Source organism: Microbacterium testaceum (genome assembly GCF_001476285.1).
Taxonomy (GTDB): domain Bacteria; phylum Actinomycetota; class Actinomycetes; order Actinomycetales; family Microbacteriaceae; genus Microbacterium; species Microbacterium testaceum_B.
On record NZ_LDRU01000023.1, the window covers coordinates 20,607 to 37,669 of the forward strand.

Annotated in this window: 12 protein-coding genes and 3 tRNA genes; 10 read left to right on the forward strand and 5 right to left on the reverse strand. The window is 69.5% G+C overall.

Annotated features, from left to right (window positions below; all coding sequences use genetic code 11):
• Positions 1-64 precede the first annotated feature (64 nt).
• Positions 65-1,507: a peptidoglycan DD-metalloendopeptidase family protein gene (locus tag NS283_RS04895; protein ID WP_058595764.1), complete on the reverse strand. Its 1,443-nt coding sequence runs from the start codon at positions 1,505-1,507 to the stop codon at positions 65-67.
• Positions 1,508-1,721: 214 nt separating this feature from the next.
• Between NS283_RS04895 and NS283_RS04900 the strand changes: the two genes are divergently transcribed.
• The 5 genes from NS283_RS04900 to NS283_RS04920 all read left to right on the forward strand — a co-directional run bounded on the left by NS283_RS04900 (position 1,722) and on the right by NS283_RS04920 (position 5,066).
• Positions 1,722-1,794 (forward strand) — tRNA-Glu (locus NS283_RS04900).
• Between the two features lie 26 nt (positions 1,795-1,820).
• Positions 1,821-1,894, forward strand: a tRNA-Asp gene (locus tag NS283_RS04905).
• A gap of 64 nt (positions 1,895-1,958) precedes the next feature.
• A tRNA-Phe gene (locus NS283_RS04910) sits at positions 1,959-2,031 on the forward strand.
• 245 nt (positions 2,032-2,276) lie between these two features.
• Positions 2,277-2,861 carry a hypothetical protein gene (locus NS283_RS04915; protein ID WP_058595765.1) on the forward strand — a complete coding sequence of 195 codons (585 nt, stop codon included), beginning with the start codon at positions 2,277-2,279 and terminating at the stop codon, positions 2,859-2,861.
• Positions 2,862-3,005: 144 nt separating this feature from the next.
• A complete protein-coding gene (locus tag NS283_RS04920) occupies positions 3,006-5,066 on the forward strand; it encodes an MDR family MFS transporter (protein ID WP_241492190.1) in 2,061 nt (686 codons plus the stop codon).
• Positions 5,067-5,134: 68 nt separating this feature from the next.
• Here NS283_RS04920 and NS283_RS04925 read toward each other — a convergent pair whose 3' ends face one another.
• The 3 genes from NS283_RS04925 to NS283_RS04935 form a co-directional block, all read right to left on the reverse strand.
• Positions 5,135-6,721 (reverse strand): AMP-binding protein, encoded by a 1,587-nt coding sequence (locus NS283_RS04925; RefSeq protein ID WP_058595766.1) that lies wholly within the window; start codon positions 6,719-6,721, stop codon positions 5,135-5,137.
• A gap of 86 nt (positions 6,722-6,807) precedes the next feature.
• Entirely contained in the window at positions 6,808-8,007 is a 1,200-nt protein-coding gene (chrA, locus tag NS283_RS04930) for a chromate efflux transporter (RefSeq protein WP_058595767.1), read from the reverse strand.
• 55 nt (positions 8,008-8,062) lie between these two features.
• Entirely contained in the window at positions 8,063-9,019 is a 957-nt protein-coding gene (locus NS283_RS04935) for a Gfo/Idh/MocA family protein (RefSeq protein WP_058595768.1), read from the reverse strand.
• A 115-nt stretch (positions 9,020-9,134) separates the two neighbouring features.
• On the opposite strand from NS283_RS04935, the gene NS283_RS04940 reads away from it, so the two are divergent.
• The 4 genes from NS283_RS04940 to NS283_RS04955 all read left to right on the forward strand — a co-directional run bounded on the left by NS283_RS04940 (position 9,135) and on the right by NS283_RS04955 (position 13,129).
• Positions 9,135-10,283 (forward strand): polysaccharide deacetylase family protein, encoded by a 1,149-nt coding sequence (locus tag NS283_RS04940; RefSeq protein WP_058595769.1) that lies wholly within the window; start codon positions 9,135-9,137, stop codon positions 10,281-10,283.
• A 145-nt stretch (positions 10,284-10,428) separates the two neighbouring features.
• Complete coding sequence (locus NS283_RS04945) at positions 10,429-11,559, forward strand: glycosyltransferase (RefSeq protein WP_058595770.1); 1,131 nt, start codon at positions 10,429-10,431, stop codon at positions 11,557-11,559.
• Positions 11,560-11,604: 45 nt separating this feature from the next.
• A complete protein-coding gene (locus NS283_RS04950; protein ID WP_058595771.1) occupies positions 11,605-11,862 on the forward strand; it encodes a glutaredoxin family protein in 258 nt (85 codons plus the stop codon).
• A 4-nt stretch (positions 11,863-11,866) separates the two neighbouring features.
• A complete protein-coding gene (locus NS283_RS04955) occupies positions 11,867-13,129 on the forward strand; it encodes a kynureninase (protein ID WP_058595772.1) in 1,263 nt (420 codons plus the stop codon).
• A 201-nt stretch (positions 13,130-13,330) separates the two neighbouring features.
• Here the strand turns inward: NS283_RS04955 and NS283_RS04960 are convergent, their stop codons facing one another.
• Positions 13,331-14,479 carry an ROK family transcriptional regulator gene (locus NS283_RS04960; protein ID WP_153003280.1) on the reverse strand — a complete coding sequence of 383 codons (1,149 nt, stop codon included), beginning with the start codon at positions 14,477-14,479 and terminating at the stop codon, positions 13,331-13,333.
• Between the two features lie 109 nt (positions 14,480-14,588).
• Between NS283_RS04960 and NS283_RS04965 the strand changes: the two genes are divergently transcribed.
• A complete protein-coding gene (locus NS283_RS04965) occupies positions 14,589-17,054 on the forward strand; it encodes a glycoside hydrolase family 2 protein (RefSeq protein WP_081317262.1) in 2,466 nt (821 codons plus the stop codon).
• The last annotated feature ends 9 nt before the right edge of the window (positions 17,055-17,063 follow it).

The window sequence follows — 17,063 nt, forward strand, 5'->3', positions numbered from 1 at the left end:
GTCACGGATACGCGAGAACCCCCGGTCGCAGGACCGGGGGTTCTTTCGTATCCGACGAAGAGTGTCAGACGTCGATTCCGCGCCAGCGCAGCCAGGGCGCCGGGTCGGTCGTGCCGCCCCACGGCGGGTAGACCTCGAAGTGGAGGTGGCAGCCGAACGAGTTGCCGGTCTGGCCCGCGGCCGCGATCTGCTGACCCGACGAGACCCACTGGCCGTACGAGACGTAGATACCGCCGTCGACGATGTGGGCGTAGCCCGTGCCGGAACCGTCGGGGTGCTCGATGCGGATGTAGTTGCCGTAACCGCCGTTGTAGCCGGCGTACGTCACGCGACCGTCGAAGGCCGCGTAGATCGGCGACCAGCATCCTGCGCCGAAGTCGAGACCGAGGTGCCACGAGCTCGCGCAGTAGCTGCCGTTGCACTGGCTCGAGCGCGGGCCGTAGCCCGAGGTCGTGCCGGCCCACGACGGGCGAGACCAGCCGCCCGGGCCGCCGCCGCCACCACTGTTGCCGCCGCCTCCGCCACCGCCGCCGCCGCTGTCTCCGCCGCCGCCGCCGTTGTTGTTGTTGGCGTTGTCGCGCGCTTCCTGCTCGCGACGCTCGCGCTCGGCGCGGTCGCGCGCTTCGGCCTCTTCACGGGCCTTGCGCTCACGCTCTTCGCGAGCCTTGCGCTCCGCCTCGACACCGGCCTGGTAGTCGGCGACGGTCTTCGCGGTCGTGTCCTGGAGGGCGGCCAGCTGCGCCTCGAGCGTCGCCTGGTTGGCCTGCTGCGCGGCGAGGGCGTCCTGCGCGGCCGCGGCGGCCTGCTGAGCAGCCACCATCTTCTCTTCGGCGATCTTCTGCAGACGGTCGCGCTCGGCACGCGCGTCGTTCGCCTGGTTGCTCAGGTTCTTCGCGTTGTCGCGAGCCGTGACTGCGGCGGCGTAGACCGCGCGGTTGCGGTCGACGAGCTTGTCCATCGTGCCGAGCTTGGCGAGCAGATCGTCCGCCGTCGCGGCCGAGCCCGAGAAGAACAGGTCGAGGGAGGTGTCGTCGCCGCCGGCGCGGTAGAGCTGCGCGGCGACCTTGCCGGCCTTGGTCGCGGCATCCGTGGCCTTCTGCGCTTCGGCGTCGGCCTGCGACTGGATCTGCTGGGCGCGGTAGTCGGCGTCGAAGTACGCCTGCTGCGCGGTGTAGTACTCGTCGGAACGGGCGACGACCTCGGCCTGCGTGCGCGCGACCTCGGACTGCAGCTGCTGGATGAGGCCCTGGATCCGCGTGATCTCGGCGGCCTTCGCGGCCTCGTTCGCGCGGGCCGCTTCGACGTCGTCCCACGAGGGATAATCGGCGGCGTAGGCGGGCGATCCGAACGACGGCACGGTCGCGCCGAAGGCCCCGACCGCGACGGCTCCGAGGGCACCGAGCTTCAGCGCGCTCCGTCGGTCGAGAGACGGCCACAGGCGGCGCCTCTCATTCGCAGAGGGCGCGCAACCGCAGTCGTCTTGATCTTCGGGGCGCTCGAGCGTCACGGGAATACCTTCTCTCACCGGTTCGCAACTCGGAACACAGTAGCAACACGAGTCACAGGAGCAACAGAGCGAGTTCCCGCCGTTGCGCCTCATCATGCGCCCCGGAACCCCCTCCGGCACGGACGCCACGCCCTCGATTGGCAATCTCGCGAATCATGAAGTAGGCTCGGTCGTCGGCAAGCGAGAGCGAAACCGCAAGGTTTCTCCCTCATCCGGCCCCATCGTTTAGCGGCCTAGGACGCCGCCCTTTCACGGCGGTAGCACGGGTTCGAATCCCGTTGGGGTCACTCACCGGTTACAACTAAAAATGCATGGCCCTGTAGCGCAGTTGGTTAGCGTGCCGCCCTGTCACGGCGGAGGTCGCGGGTTCAAGTCCCGTCAGGGTCGCTCTGAGCGACGGGCCCTTTTCGGAGGGCCTTTCGTTTCGGTCGCGGCATCCATGGTGTCGCGAGGCTCTGTAGCTCAGTTGGTAGAGCGCACGACTGAAAATCGTGAGGTCACGGGATCGACGCCCGTCGGAGCCACTGGGACCCTCGTGTGGCTTCTACGCACGGGGGTTCTTCTGTTTCCGGATGCCGAAAGCCTGGCATCCGTGTCCCGTAAGGCCGCGATAGGCGCTCATCTGGCGCAATGTTGCGGCCGGGTTCGATTCAGGCTGAGCGAGCGTCGCCGGCCTTCCACCCGCTCTCTGCACCGAGAGAGCGTGCCTGTCAGCACAGTTGGCGGGTCAGAGTCCCCGGGGAACGACGCCATCCGCGATGATGAGCCGGTGACACATCCCGCCGCGGTGACGCTCGGACCGATCCCCGAGGTCGGTTCATTCCAACGACGCCGCGTGCGATTGACCGCGGTCGCCATCGCCGCCATGGCCACGGTCAGCTCGGCGCTGGTCGTGTGGTCGGCGGCAACCCATGGCGTCGCCGTCACCTTCGGCGGCGACACTCCCGTACGACTGCCGATCGGCGCCCTTGCGGCCGCCGTGATCCTGAGCCCGATCGTCTGGTCGGCCATCTTTCGCTCCTCCCGCTTCGGGATGACCCTCACGGAGGACGCTCTGGTCGTCGAGTCGTGGTCGCGCCGACTCACCTTCGATCGCTCGGCCATCTCTGCCGCCGAGCCCCTCCCCGGTGTCATGCGGCTGCGAGACGGGTACTTCTCCGGGCGCGGGAGCAATGACCAGGCCTTTGTGGTGTGGCTCTGGCCGAAGAATCCGGAACAGACCGAGATTCCGCTCGGCGTGACGACCGGCTCCTGGCGGGCGACGTCGATCGCGGCGCAGCGCATCAACGCCTGGCTCGGCGTCGAAATCGACTTCGACGAGGCGAGAGCCGACGCACTGCTCGACGAGGAGTGACAGCCGACCCCAGCTGTCAGTCGACGTCGGGTGGGCTTCCCCACGCGTCGAGACGCGCTACACTTTGTTGACTTTTAGCAAACACCTGGCGCCCGACCGAGCCTCCCCGAGCCGTCCGCCAGGCCTTCTCTCGAAGAGGCCCCGATGTCAGACATCACTCGCACCCGGCGTGCGCATACCGCGTCGACCGACACGGTCATGACCCACCGCATGATCATGTTCGTGATCTTCGGCCTCATGGCCGGCATGTTCCTGTCCGCCCTCGACCAGACGGTCGTCGGAACCTCGATCCGCACGATCGGCGACGACCTGCAGGGTCTGAGCCTGCAGGCGTGGGTCACCACGGCCTACCTGATCGTGTCGACCATCTCGACGCCCATCTACGGCAAGCTCTCCGACATCTTCGGGCGCCGGCCGCTGTTCCTCATCGCGATCCTCATCTTCATCATCGGGTCGGTGCTCGCGAGCTTCTCGACCTCGATGATCGAGCTGGCCGCGTTCCGCGCGATCCAGGGCCTCGGCGCCGGTGGCCTCATGTCGATGCCGCTCGCGATCATGGGCGACATCCTCGCTCCGCGCGAGCGCGCGAAGTACCAGGGGTACTTCCTCGCCGTCTTCGGCATCTCGAGCGTCATCGGCCCCCTCGTCGGCGGTGTGTTCGCGGGCGCGAGCGAGATCCTCTTCATCACCGGGTGGCGCTGGGTGTTCCTCATCAACGTGCCGATCGGCATCGTCGCTCTCGCGATCGTGTGGCGCTTCCTCCACATCCCGAAGCAGCCGCGCCACTCCGTGCGCATCGACTGGTGGGGCGCCACGACGGTCATCGTCGCTCTCGTTCCCCTCCTTCTCGTCGCCGAGCAGGGTCGCGAGTGGGGCTGGGGCTCGCCGATCGCCCTCGCCTGCTACATCGTCGGGGCCCTCGGCATCCTGGCCTTCGTCATCGCCGAGACCTACATGAAGGACGACGCACTCATCCCGCTGAAGCTCTTCCGCTCGTCGACGTTCTCGATGGCGACGGTCATCGGCGTGCTCGTCGGCTTCGGCATGTTCGGCGCGATGCTGACCCTGCCGCTGTACCTGCAGCTCGTGCTCGGCTCGACGCCGACGCAGAGCGGTTTCGAGATGCTGCCGATGATCCTCGGCCTCATGATCGCGTCGATCGTCAGCGGCCAGCTCATCGCCCGCACCGGCCGCTACCGCATGTTCCCGATCCTCGGCACCCTGCTGATGTCGGTCGGCTTCTTCCTGCTGACGTTCCTCAAGTACGACACCCCGTACTGGCAGGTCGCGCTGTCGATGCTCGTCATCGGCCTTGGTCTCGGCCAGCTGATGCAGACGCTGACGATCGCGAGCCAGAACTCCGTGGGTCTGCGCGACATGGGCGTGGCGACCAGCGGGTCGACGTTCTTCCGCCAGATCGGCGGCACGCTCGGCACTGCCGTGCTGCTGTCGCTGCTGTTCACGCTCATGCCGTCGAACATCATCGGCTCGTTCAGCGACCGCACGACCCTGACCGACGCGCTCGACGCGGCGTTCGATCCCACGGTCTCGTCGGCCCCGGCCAACGCGCAGATCATGAACGCGATCTACACCCCGATCGTCACGAAGACCTCGGATGCCGTCACGCAGCAGGTCCAGCAGGGCGTGCAGCAGGCGACGGATGCCGCGACCCAGGCGGTCGCGCAGCAGGTCGCCGCGGGGCAGATCCCGGCGGCAGCACAGGCGCAGGCGACCCAGGCCGCCGTGTCGCAAGCCATCGCCGCCGCGACGACGAAGATCCAGGAGCAGGTGCCCGTCGCGCGGGTGGCCGCCGACGGGACGGTGTCGCTCGACTTCTCGGATGCCGGGCAGCGCGCCGCCTTCGTCGACACCGTCGCCACGACCCTTGAGGACCAGTTTTCGGCGGGCGACGAGAACACCTCGATCGGCGACTCCACCCTCGATGACACGTCGTTCCTCGTCGGGGCGGACGCGCGTCTCACCAAGCCGTTCCTGGTCGGGTTCAACTCCTCGGCCGTGACGGTCTACTGGGTGGCGATGTCGGTCGTGCTGCTCGCCTTCGTCCTGTCGCTGTTCTTCCGCACGCCGCCGCTGCGCTCGAAGTCGGCGCTGCAGGAGGCCGCGGACGAGCGTCGCGGCCAGGAGGACGAGGAGAAGCGCGCGGAAGAGTCCGCCGCGCAGACCGGTGCGCTGATCGCGCCGTAAGCGCACCGCACGAGCCGAAGGGCGGGGTCGTCGATACGACGCCCCCGCCCTTCCGTGTTCTTGCGCCATTACGCGCGCTCGCGCGCCCGGAGGTCCTTCCGCAGGATCTTGCCTGACGCCGACTTCGGGATCGCCTCGATGAACTCCACGCGGCGCACCTTCTTGTGCGGGGCGACCTCGGCGGCCACGAACGCCATCACCTCGTCGGCCGTCAGCCCCGAGTCGGGCGCGGCGACGACGAAGGCCTTGGGGATCTCCTGCTTGTCGTCGTCGTCCACGCCGATGACGGCGGCATCCATGATCCTCGGATGCGACAGCAGCAGAGCCTCGAGCTCGGCCGGGGCGATCTGATAGCCCTTGTACTTGATCAGCTCCTTCAGCCGATCGACGATCGAGAAGTACCCGCTGACGTGGTGCACGCCGATGTCGCCGGTGTGGAGGAAGCCGTCGGCATCCAGGGTCTCCGCCGTCGCGTCGGGGCGGTTCAGGTAACCGAGCATGACGTTCGGGCCGCGGACCCAGATCTCACCCGGCGCGGTGAGACCGTCGTCGCCGTGCGCCTCGATCTCGGCACCCGTCTCGGGGTCGATCAGTTTCGCATCGGTGTTCGGGATGAGCACCCCCACCGAGCTCGCGGGCATGTCGACGCGGTCCTCGGGGACGGCGTGCGACACGGGGCTGAGCTCGCTCATGCCGTATCCCTGCAGGATGCGGGCGCTCATGCGGCGGGCGGCGGCCTCGGCGGTCTCGCCGTCGAGAGGGGCAGCCCCCGAGAAGACGGTGCGGACGGACGAGGTGTCGAAGTCGTCGACCACCGGGTGCTTGGCGAGGGCGACCGCGATCGGCGGGGCGATGAAGAGGAACGTGCAGCGATACTCCTGGATGTTCCGGAGGAACTCGACTAGATCGAACCGCGGCATCGTCACGAGGCTCGCCCGCTGACGCAGCGCCAGATTGAGCAGCACCGTCATGCCGTAGATGTGGAAGAACGGCAGGACCGCGAGCACGCGGTCGTCTCGCTGCAGCTCGATGACGACCCGACACTGGTGGACGTTCGCGACGAGGTTGCGGTGCGTCAGCATGACGCCCTTCGGGTTCCCCGTCGTGCCCGACGAGTACGGCAGCACCGCCACGTGCGTCGAGGGGTCGAAGGCGACGTCGGGCGGGGTGCGCCCCTCCGCGAGCATGCTTCGCAGGTCGGGGTGTCCCTCGGCTCCGTCGAGCACGATCACCCGGTCGTCGGGGATACCTGCCGCCCGCGCGGCCTCGGCCGCCGGCCCGAGCAGCGGCGACACCGTCACGAGCCAGGTGGCCGCGGCATCCTGGATCTGGTTCTCGATCTCGTGCGCCGTGTAGAGGGAGTTGATCGTCGTGACGATCGCGCCCAGCCGCAGGATGCCGTGGAACACCGTCGCGAACGCCGGGACGTTCGGGCAGAGCAGGGCCACCACGGTCTCGGTGTCGACACCGCGGGCGGCCAGCGCTCCCGCGAAGGCGTCGACCTGGGCGCGGAGCGAGCGGTACGTGGTCTCGGCTCCCGTCGCCGGGTCGATCAGGGCGACCCGATCGAGATCGGCCTCGACGAGCGAACCGAACAGGTCGTCGTAGATGCTCTCGTCGGGGATGTCGACGGGCGGGTACGGGCTCTGGAACACGGGCTTCTCCTTCGAAACCGGGCGGCGTGCGCCCATCCTGGCACCGACGAGACGCGGTGTCACGGATGCCGATACCGAGAATCGCCCTAGGACGTGAGCAGGCGGATGGCCACCCCGCCCGCGGCGCCGATGATCACCACCGCCCACGCGGGCACGCGGAATCGCGTGAGCAGCACGAATCCGAGCAGTGCCAGCAGGAACGACGCGGGCCCGGTCACCGCGGTCGTGAAAACCGGCGTGTAGAGAGCCGCGCCCAGGATGCCGACGACCGCGGCGTTCGCCCCGCGCATCGCCGAGCGGACGAGCGGCCTCTCACGCACGGCGTCCCAGAACGGCAGCACTCCCACCAGCACGAGGAAGCCGGGAAGGAAGATGGCCGCCAGCGCGATCGCGGCACCCGCGATCCCGCCGGGGCCGACGGTGCTCACCGCACCGAGGAACGCGGCGAAGGTGAAGAGGGGGCCGGGCACGGCCTGCGCAGCCCCGTAACCGGCGAGGAACGTCTCGGGCGAGACCCACCCCGTCTGCACGACCTCCGCCTGCAGCAGCGGGAGCACGACGTGACCGCCGCCGAAGACGAGGGCACCGGAGCGGAAGAAGGCGTCGGCGAGAGCGAGAGCGCCCGAGCCGCTGACGGCGGCGAGCGCGGGGAGGCCGATCAGTCCCACGCCCGCGAGCACGAGGCATCCGATCGCGATCCCCCGGGGCACCCCGAACGGGGGCAGCGGTGCGGATGCGGCCTCGGCCACACCCCGCAGCAGCACCAGACCGGCGGCCACGCCGACGGCGAGTGCCCCCAACTGACCGACCGCTCCCGGGGCGAGCAGGGCGAGCGCCGCCGCCGCGACGGCGATACCCGCGCGGGTCGCATCGGGGGTGAGGGTTCGCGCCATCCCCCACACGGCCTGCGCGACGATCGCGACGGCGATGATCGTGAGCCCCTCGAGCACTCCGGCGCCGACGGTGCCGCCGAAGAGCGCGGCCCCGCCGGCGAACGCGACGAGGAGCACCGCTGAGGGGAGGGTGAACGCGACGAAGGCAGCGAACGCGCCGAGGAACCCCGCGCGCTGCAGCCCCATCGCGAAGCCGACCTGACTCGACGCCGGCCCCGGGAGGAACTGGCACAGCGCGACGAGATCGGCGTAGGCGCGATCGTCCATCCATCTGCGGCGGACGACGAGATCGTCACGGAAGTACCCGAGATGCGCGACGGGGCCGCCGAACGAGGTCAGGCCCAGGCGGAGGAACGCCCGGAAAACCTCCCACGGGCTCCCGGTTCTGTTCATCGGTCCGTCCTATCGACCCCGGGAGAACAGCAGGTGAACCGTCAGCAGGTGAATATCAGCGGAGCGGCTCGGCGAGCAGCGCGTCGACGAGCCGCAGCGTGGCGGTCGTCCGCTCCTGGTCCGCGCGGATGTCGGCGCCGCCGATCGCGTCGCGGAAGCGTTCGACCTCGCCGACCATGACGTTCTCGTGAGCCTCGACGCGGACGACCTCGACGTCTCCCCCGCGCGGCGTCACCTCGAGGACCCGCGGGGCGTCGATCGCGTCGATCCGCAGCGAGGCGCCCTCGCCCTGGATCTCGCTCGACAGGGCGGTGTCGGTGATCTTCGACCACGCGATGTCGGCGACGAATCCGTCGTAGGCGGCCAGGGCGCTCCCGAGCCCGTCGGTCCCCGAGGCGATGCCGATCCGGACGCCCTGCACCGCCCGCGGAACGCCGAAGAGCTGGACGAGCGCGTGCAGGGGGTACACACCGAGGTCGCGCAGTGCGCTGCCACCGAGGGCCGGGTCGAAGATGTTCGTCTGCTCGCCCGCGAGCACATGGTCGTAGCGCGCGGAGCGCTTCTCGTAACGCAGCGAGACCCGGCGCACCGTCCCGAGCCGCGGCAGCAGATCCGCGACCGCGGCAAGACCCGGGTCGTAGGCGCTCCGCATCGCCTCCAACAGCACCACACCGCGAGCGGCGGCACGCCCGACCAGTTCCTCCCACTGCGGCGCGGTGAGCGTCGCCGGCTTCTCGACGAGCACCGGGATGCCGGCATCCAGAACCGTCTGCGCTTGAGCGACGTGCGCGGAGTTCGGGCTCGCGAGGTACACCGCGTCGACGTCGCCGGCGTCGAGGAGACCCTCGAGCCCGAGCGCGATCCCGGGGGCACCGATCTTCTCGGCGAAGGCGCGTGCGCGCTCCTCGTCGCGCGAGGCGACGCGACATACCTCGACCCCGTCGACGACGCCGACGGCCTCGGCGAAGCGTTCGGAGATGCTGCTGGTACCGACGATGCCGATGCGGATCATTCCTCCATCATCGCCGTTCACCCCCGACCGATTCGGCAGGACCGTCCGGGGTGTGCGCAAAACGTCCCGCTAGGATCGCGTTGATCGCCGCCGATCGCACCCGACCCGAGGGATCATGACCACGACACGCGCCCAGCATCGTCGCCGCACCACGCGTCGCACGCGCCTTCGCCGAACCCTCGTCGCCACGACGGCGATCGTGCTGATCGCGGGCGGAGTGACCGCCTTCGCCCTGACCCGCGGAGCATCGACCCCCACCGCGGACGGCACGACCGCACCCGCGGTCGAAGACACCCCGACGCCGACCCCCACGCCGAAGACGGCCTCGGAGCAGCTCCTCGCGACGACCGCCGACCCGAAAGCGTGCGCGGTGTCGTTCGCGGGCGACGGGATCGCGCTCGCCCCGCAGCTCCAGACGCAGGACGCGCTGTACACGGGCCTGCCCCTCCCCCAGGCCGATGGTCGCGTGTTCGCCGGCTGGTACGAGTCCGCCGCGGATGCGGCCGCCATGACGCTTTCCGCCCGGGTCAACGGTTCCGATCTCGTCACGTGCACGGCGCAGGAGAAGACGCTGCACGCCGGCTGGACGACGCCCGACGCGAACGCGGCGGAGGATGCCAGCATCCCGATCCTGATGTACCACCAGTTCACGACGAAGCCCGAGGGCGAAGACAACTGGCTGCGCCTCAACTACGCCTACATCGGTGACTTCGATGCCCAGATGGCCTACATCCAGGAGGGCGGCTTCTACCTGCCCACCTGGGACGAACTCAGCGCCTTCATCGACGGCAAGGTGTTCCTGCCGAAGCACTCCGTGATCATCACCGACGACGACGCCGACAGCACATGGCTCGAACTCGCCGCCCCCGTCGTCGACAAGCGCAACCTGCTCACGACCTCGTTCGTCATCACCTCGGCCCGCACCGAACCCACACCGAACCGCTTCGTGCTCCAGCGTTCGCACACGCACGACATGCACCGCGCGGGCGAGAACGGCAAGGGGCGGATGGTGAACGACGACGCCGACACGATCGCCGCCGACCTCGAGCAGTCCGCGACGATCCTCGGCGCGAAAGAGGTCGTCGCCTACCCGTTCGGGCACTACAACGACACGACCAAAGAGGGAGTGCGCAAAGCCGGCTTCGAGCTGGGGCGCACCATCGAGCACGGCTACGTGCGCATCGGCACCGACAAGCTCGCTCTTCCGGTCATCCGGATGAACTACGGGATGACCGTCGACGACTTGAAGGATGCCATCGGCTGATCGGGCGAGGGGCGCACCCTATCGGGGACGAACAGGGGTGAACACCTGCTACCTCCCAGGTAACTGATCCACAATACCAAGTTGAGCACGCGTCGGCCGGTCTACGCTGTGTACTTCTGGCTTCCCTTCCGAAACGCGAGAGCCCATGATCCTTTCCGTCATCGTTCCGACCTTCAACGAAGGTCCGAACGTCGCCGAACTCGTTCGACGTACGGCGGCAGCGCTCCCGGGTCGCGACATCGAGATCATCTTCGTCGACGACTCCACCGACGACACCCCCGAGATCATCCGCGGTGTCGCGCAGAACGCTCCGGTCCCGGTCCGCCTGATCCATCGCGACGCACCGCAGGGCGGGCTCGGCGGGGCGGTCGTCGAAGGCATCAAGGCTGCGGCATCCGATTTCTGTGTCGTCATGGACGGCGACCTGCAGCACCCGCCGGAGGTCATCGCCGATCTGCTCGCGCGCGCCGAGATGGGCGACGCCGAGGTGGTCGTCGCCTCGCGCTACGTCGACGGGGGTACCTCCGACGGCCTCGCGAACGCCGTGCGCACGATGGTCTCGCGTGCGTCGACGATGCTCACCAAGGCGATGTTCCCGAAGAAGCTGCACAACTGCTCCGACCCGATGACGGGCTTCTTCCTCATCGACCGTCGCTCGCTCGACATCGACGAGCTGCGTCCGCGCGGCTTCAAGATCCTGCTCGAGATCCTCGCGCGCAAGCAGATGCGCGTCGCCGAGGTGCCGTTCGATTTCGCTCCCCGGTTCGCCGGCGAGAGCAAGGCCTCGTTCAGCCAGGGCATGCGCTTCCTGACGCAGCTCACCATGCTCCGCTTCGGTCGCATGTCGGCCTTCGCCGTCGTCGGCGGCCTGGGCGCCGTGGCGAACCTGGCGATCATGTGGGGACTGCAGACCTTCGGCGTGCAGTACCTCGTCGCCGCGGTCATCGCGAGCGTGCTGACCATCATCGCCAACTTCATCGCGCTCGAGTACCTCGTCTTCGCCGACATGCGCGAGGAGTCGGGGCTCATGCGGCACCGCTTCATCAAGTCGTTCACGTTCAACGGCATCGAGGCGATCGTGCGCATCCCGGTCATCTGGCTGCTCGTCAACGAGGCGCACATCCAGAGCGTGCTCGCGGCGGCACTCACGCTCATCGCGGCGTTCATCATCCGCTTCGTGTTCCACGCCCTCGTCGTGTACGCACCGAAGAAGGCTCAGGCGGCGCCCGCCGTGGCCGCGGTGCGCGAACCCCTCGAGGACGAACTCGCGGCCTGACCCGCCGGCCGCCTGCGGACCTGCTCTCCGGCGTACCCTGGAGACATGTCCTCTGACGCTCCCATCCGCATGTTCGGTGCCGACTGGTGCCGCGATTGCATCCGCACGAAGAAGCAGCTCGACGACCTCGGCATCGCGTACGAGTACGTCGACCTGGTCGCCGACCCCGCCGCCGCCGACGTGGCGAAGGAGATCTCGGGCCGCACCAGCATCCCCGTCGTGGTGTACCCCGACTCGAGCCACCACGTCGAGCCCAGCAACGCCGACGTCGAGGCGAAGCTGCGCGAACTGTCGCTGATCTGACCCCTTGTCGTCCGACCCCTTGTCGACCGACCTGACGGCCGCCTTCGCGGCGGAGGCGACGGCTCTCGACGCCGGTGATCCGCTCGCGCATCATCGCGACGCGTTCGTCGGCGCCGAGACGTCGCTGATCTACTTCGACGGCAACTCCCTCGGGCGCCCTCCGCGGGCGACCGGGGAGCGCCTCGCGCGATTCGTCGAAGACGAGTGGGGCGGCCGCCTCATCCGCGGCTGGGACGAGTCCTGGATGCAGCTGCCGTTCGAGATCGGCGACCGCATCGGCGCCGTCGCGCTGGGCGCCGCGGCGGGGCAGACCGTCATCGGCGACTCGACGACGGTGCTCCTCTACAAGCTCCTGCGCGCCGCCCTCGACGAGCGCATGGCTGCGGATCCGGATCGCGTCGAGATCGTCGTCGGGCGCGACGACTTCCCGACCGATCGGTACCTGGTCGAGGGCATCGCCGCCGAACGCGGGGCGCGCGTCGTGTGGGTCGAGGTCGACACGTCGCGCGGCGTCGAGCCGGCACTCCTCCGCGCGGTCGTGGGTCCTCACACGGCGGTGGTGCTCCTCAGCCACGTCTCGTACCGCTCCGGGTTCCTCGCCGACGGGGCCGAGTTGACGCGCATCGCCCAGGACGCCGGAGCCCTCGTGCTCTGGGACCTGTGCCACTCCGCGGGTTCGGTGCCGGTCGAACTCGACACGTGGGGCGCCGATCTCGCGGTCGGGTGCACCTACAAGTACCTCAACGGCGGACCCGGGTCCCCCGCCTTCGCCTACGTCGCCGCGCGCCACCACGACACCCTCACCCAGCCCGTGCAGGGGTGGATGGGCGCGGCCGACGTCTTCTCGATGGGCCCCGACTACCGGCCCGCGACGGGGATGCGCCGCTTCCTCTCGGGGACGCCGCCGATCCTCGGCATGATCGCGATGCAGGACACGCTCGACCTCCTCGAAACGGCCGGGATCGCCGCCGTGCGTGAGAAGTCCGTCGCGCTCACCGAGTTCGCCCTGCGCGTGAGCGACGGCATCCTGTCTCCCCTCGACGTGCGTGTCGCCTCACCTCGGGACGCGGCGGAGCGCGGGGGGCACGTGACGCTCTCCCACCCGGCGATGCGCGCGGTGACCGCCCGTCTGTGGACGCAGGACGTCCTGCCCGACTACCGCGACCCGGGGGGACTTCGCATCGGCCTGTCGCCGCTGTCGACGAGCTTCGCCGAGGTGCTCACGGGCCTCGAGGCGGTCGCCGAGGCGTTACGCGCCAAGGCCTGAGCCCCGCCGCGCTGCGCGCTCCCGCGCCCTCGCGCTCCCGCCCTCGCTCGGCGTTGAGTGTCCAAAACACCCGGACGATTTTCGGAGCCGTCCGGGTGTTTTGGACACTCAACGGGGTGCGGGGCCGCAGGGACGGGCGCGCAGGGAACGAGGCCGCGGAAACGGGCGCGCGGGGACGGGGCCGCAGGGACGGGCGCTCGGTCAGCGCGCGTCGACGTGGTCGCGCAGAACGGAACCGGCGGCCGCGACCGCGCCCGCATCGCGCTGGTTCGCCGAGACCGCGACGACCAGGTTCGTGCGGCCGAGGGCGCGCGCGTGGTCACGCACGCCGTCGAGGTAGCGGTCGAGAAGCCGGCCGTAGCCGCGCCCCGAGAGCACGAGCCGGTCGAGGTCGAGCACGTCGGCGAACGCGACCACTCCCCGACTGAAAGCGGCCACCGCATCGTCGATCGCCCGAGCGGCGCGGGGGTCGGTGCCCGCCCGCGCGGCGATGCGATCGGCAGTCAGTCTGGTGCCGGCTTCGTCGTGGTACCTCTTCACGATCGCGTCGGTCGCGCCCACGACGGCGAGGCAGCCCCGTTGCCCACAGCGGCACAGGGGGCCGGCCGGATCGATGGGAAGATGCCGGATGTCACCCGCTCGACCGCGCGATCCGCGGACGAGACGCCCGTCGACGACGATCCCCGCACCCAGCTCCCCGTCGAGGTGGATCACCGCCAGGGCGCGAGATTCGGCCGCCGCACCCGTCCACACTTCACCGGCGGCGGACAGGAGTGCGGCGCTCTCGAGCCGGACGTCCAGGCCCGTCGCCGCCTCCAGCGCGGAGCGGAGGGGGAACCCCTCCAACGTAGCGAGGCCGGGCGTATCGACGATCGCTCCCGCGTCGTCGTGTGGCCCGGGCACGGCGACGCACAGACCCTCGACGAGTCCGTCGCCCAGCGATGTCGCCGTGAGCAGCTCGGTGACGGCCGACGTCACGGAGGTGACGATGTCGTTCGGGTCGGCGTCCGCCGCGCCGGCCACGCCGATGCGGCCGACGACGGCACCCCAGAGGTTGGCCACGACGACCTGCACCGATTCAGGGCCGAGCTGCACCCCGAGGCCGTAGCGCGTCGTCGGGTTGACGTCGAGCAGCTCGCGTCGCTTCCCCCCGGTGGACTCGCTGTGACCCACCGACATGACGAGCCTCTGGTCGATCAGGTGGCGCACGGCGTTCGTCATCGTCGCGGGGGTGAGGCCCGTCGCGGCGGCGAGCTCGATGCGGCTGATCGGCCCGCGCGTGCGGATGACGTCGAGCACCAGCGATGGCGTGGAGACGCCGGTCGTCTCTCCCGGCATACTTTCTCTCACCCGCTTAATTTAGTAGGTTGAATAACACCCGTGACCGTTCTGATACTACCGCCCACCCGGATCCGAGTGGGCGGACGGCGGGCCTCTCCCGGAAGGAACACCGACGCTGATGTACCACCCCCTCGACGAAGGCTGGACCCTGACCCTCCTGCGCGGAGACCGCCCGGATGCCTACGCGGCCCTCGACGACGGCATCCCGGCGACCGTTCCCGGGGTCGTGCACACCGACCTCCTCGCCGCCGGCCTGATGGCCGATCCCTTCCCGGGTGCGCAGGAGGCCGAGCTCGCGTGGATCGGAGAATCGGACTGGCGTTACCGATCGACGTTCTCGTGGCACCCCACCCTCGATGACGCGCACGTCGACCTCGTCGCCGAGGGACTCGACACCGTCGCGACCGTCCGCATCAACGACGTGGTCGTGCTCGAGACGGTGAATCAGCACCGCAGCTACCGCACCGACCTCGCCGCGGTGCTGCGCGAGGGGGAGAACAGCGTCGAGATCGACTTCCGCTCCCCCGTCCGGTACGCCCGTGAGCGCGAGGAGGTGCTCGGGGAACGCCCCCACTCGTACGCGCACCCGTTCAACACCATCCGCAAGAGCGCCTGCAACTTCGGCTGGGACTGGGGTCCCGACTTCGCCACCGCCGGCATCTGGCGACCCCTCGGCCTGCAGGAGTGGGCGCACGTGCGCATCGCGGCGGTGCGCCCGGTGGTCGACATCGTCAACGGCATCCCGCACCTCACCGCGCATGTCGACCTCGAGTGGCAGGGCGACGACGAGGAGCCGGTCACGGTCGAGATCGAGGTCGCGGGAGCCTCCGCGCGAGTCGAGGCACGGCCGGGTCAGCCCGTCGTGATCGACCTCGATGTCCCGGATGCCGAGCCCTGGTGGCCGCGCGGCTACGGCGAGGCGAGGCTCTACGACCTCGCCGTGCGGGTGGGCGACGGTGTCGACGAGGCGACCCGCTGGTCGCGGGCGATCGGATTCCGCCGTGTCGAAGTCGACATCGCGCCCGACGAGCAGGGCAGCCCCTTCTCGGTGCGCATCAACGGCCGGGACGTCTATGTGCACGGGGCCAACTGGATTCCCGACGACGTCTTCGTCACCCGCATCACGCCCGAGAGCCTCGCGGCCTCGATCACGGATGCCACGGACGCGGGCCTCAACCTGCTGCGCGTGTGGGGCGGCGGCCTCTACGAGAGCGACGACTTCTACGACATCTGCGACCGCGAGGGCGTCCTCGTCTGGCAGGACTTCCTGCTGGCGTGCGCCGCCTACTCCGAGGATGCCGAGCTGTGGGACGAGTTCGAGGCGGAGGCGCGCGAGGCCGTCACGCGTCTGACGAGCCACCCGAGCCTCGTCATCTGGAACGGCGGCAACGAGAACATCTGGGGCTACGTCGATTGGAAATGGCGCTCTCGCTTGAACGGGCGCACGTGGGGTGAGGGCTACTACCGCGACCTCTTCCCCCGCATCGTCTCCGAGCTCGCACCGACGACCTTCTACTCGGACGGGAGCCCCTTCTCGTTCAGCTCGTACGTCCACCCCAACGACGACTCCCACGGAACGATGCACATCTGGGACGTCTGGAACACGCGCGACTACGACGGCTACCGCGCCTACCACCCCCGGTTCGTCTCGGAGTTCGGCTTCCAGGGCCCACCCGCGTTCTCGACGCTCGAGAGCGTCGTTCGCGACGAGCCCCGCAGTCCCTTCGGCCGTGAGATGCTCGCGCACCAGAAGGCGAACGAGGGCAATGACAAGCTCGAGCGGGGCCTGGGCACGCACCTGCCGGCGCCCGGCGACTACGCCGACTGGCACTGGACGATGCAGCTGAACCAGGCCCGGGCGGTCTCCTTCGGCATCGAGTGGTTCCGCTCGCTGTTCCCCCTGAACCGCGGGTGGATCGTGTGGCAGCTCAACGACTGCTGGCCGGTCGTGTCGTGGGCCGCGGTCGACAGCCACCGTCACCGCAAGCCCCTCTGGTACGAGCTGCGACGCGTCTCTGCCCCGCGACTCCTGACGATCCAGCCCGTGCTCGACGGCGACGGCCTGCGCGTGACCCTCCACAACGACAGCGACGAGGCGATCACCGGCCGTGTCGAGCTGCGCCGCGAGGGCCTCGATGGCACCGTCCTGGCATCCCTCGCTCTCGACCTCGAGGTGGCGGCGCGCTCGGCCTGGACGGCTCCGATCGACGCGTCGCTGGCCGTGGCCGGCGACCCGTCGCGCGAAGTCCTCGTCGCCGAGTCGTCCTCGGGAGAGCGCGGTCTGCACTACTTCGCGGAGGACACCGCCCTCGCCCTCGTCGACGCGACGGCGGTGGACGCGCGCGCCGTGGCGGACGGCTACGAGGTCACGCTGACCGCGCAGACGCTGGTGAAGGATGCAACGCTCCTCGTGGACCTCGTGGATCCCGCCGCGCGCGTGGATTCGGGCATGGTGACCCTGACCGCCGGGGAACGACATGTCTTCCGGGTGAGCGGTCCCGCGGGGATCGACCCCGCGGCCTTCGCGCGCGCCGGCGTCCTGCGCAGCGCGAACGACCTGGTCGCCCGCGCGCTCGTGAGATAGGCGATACTG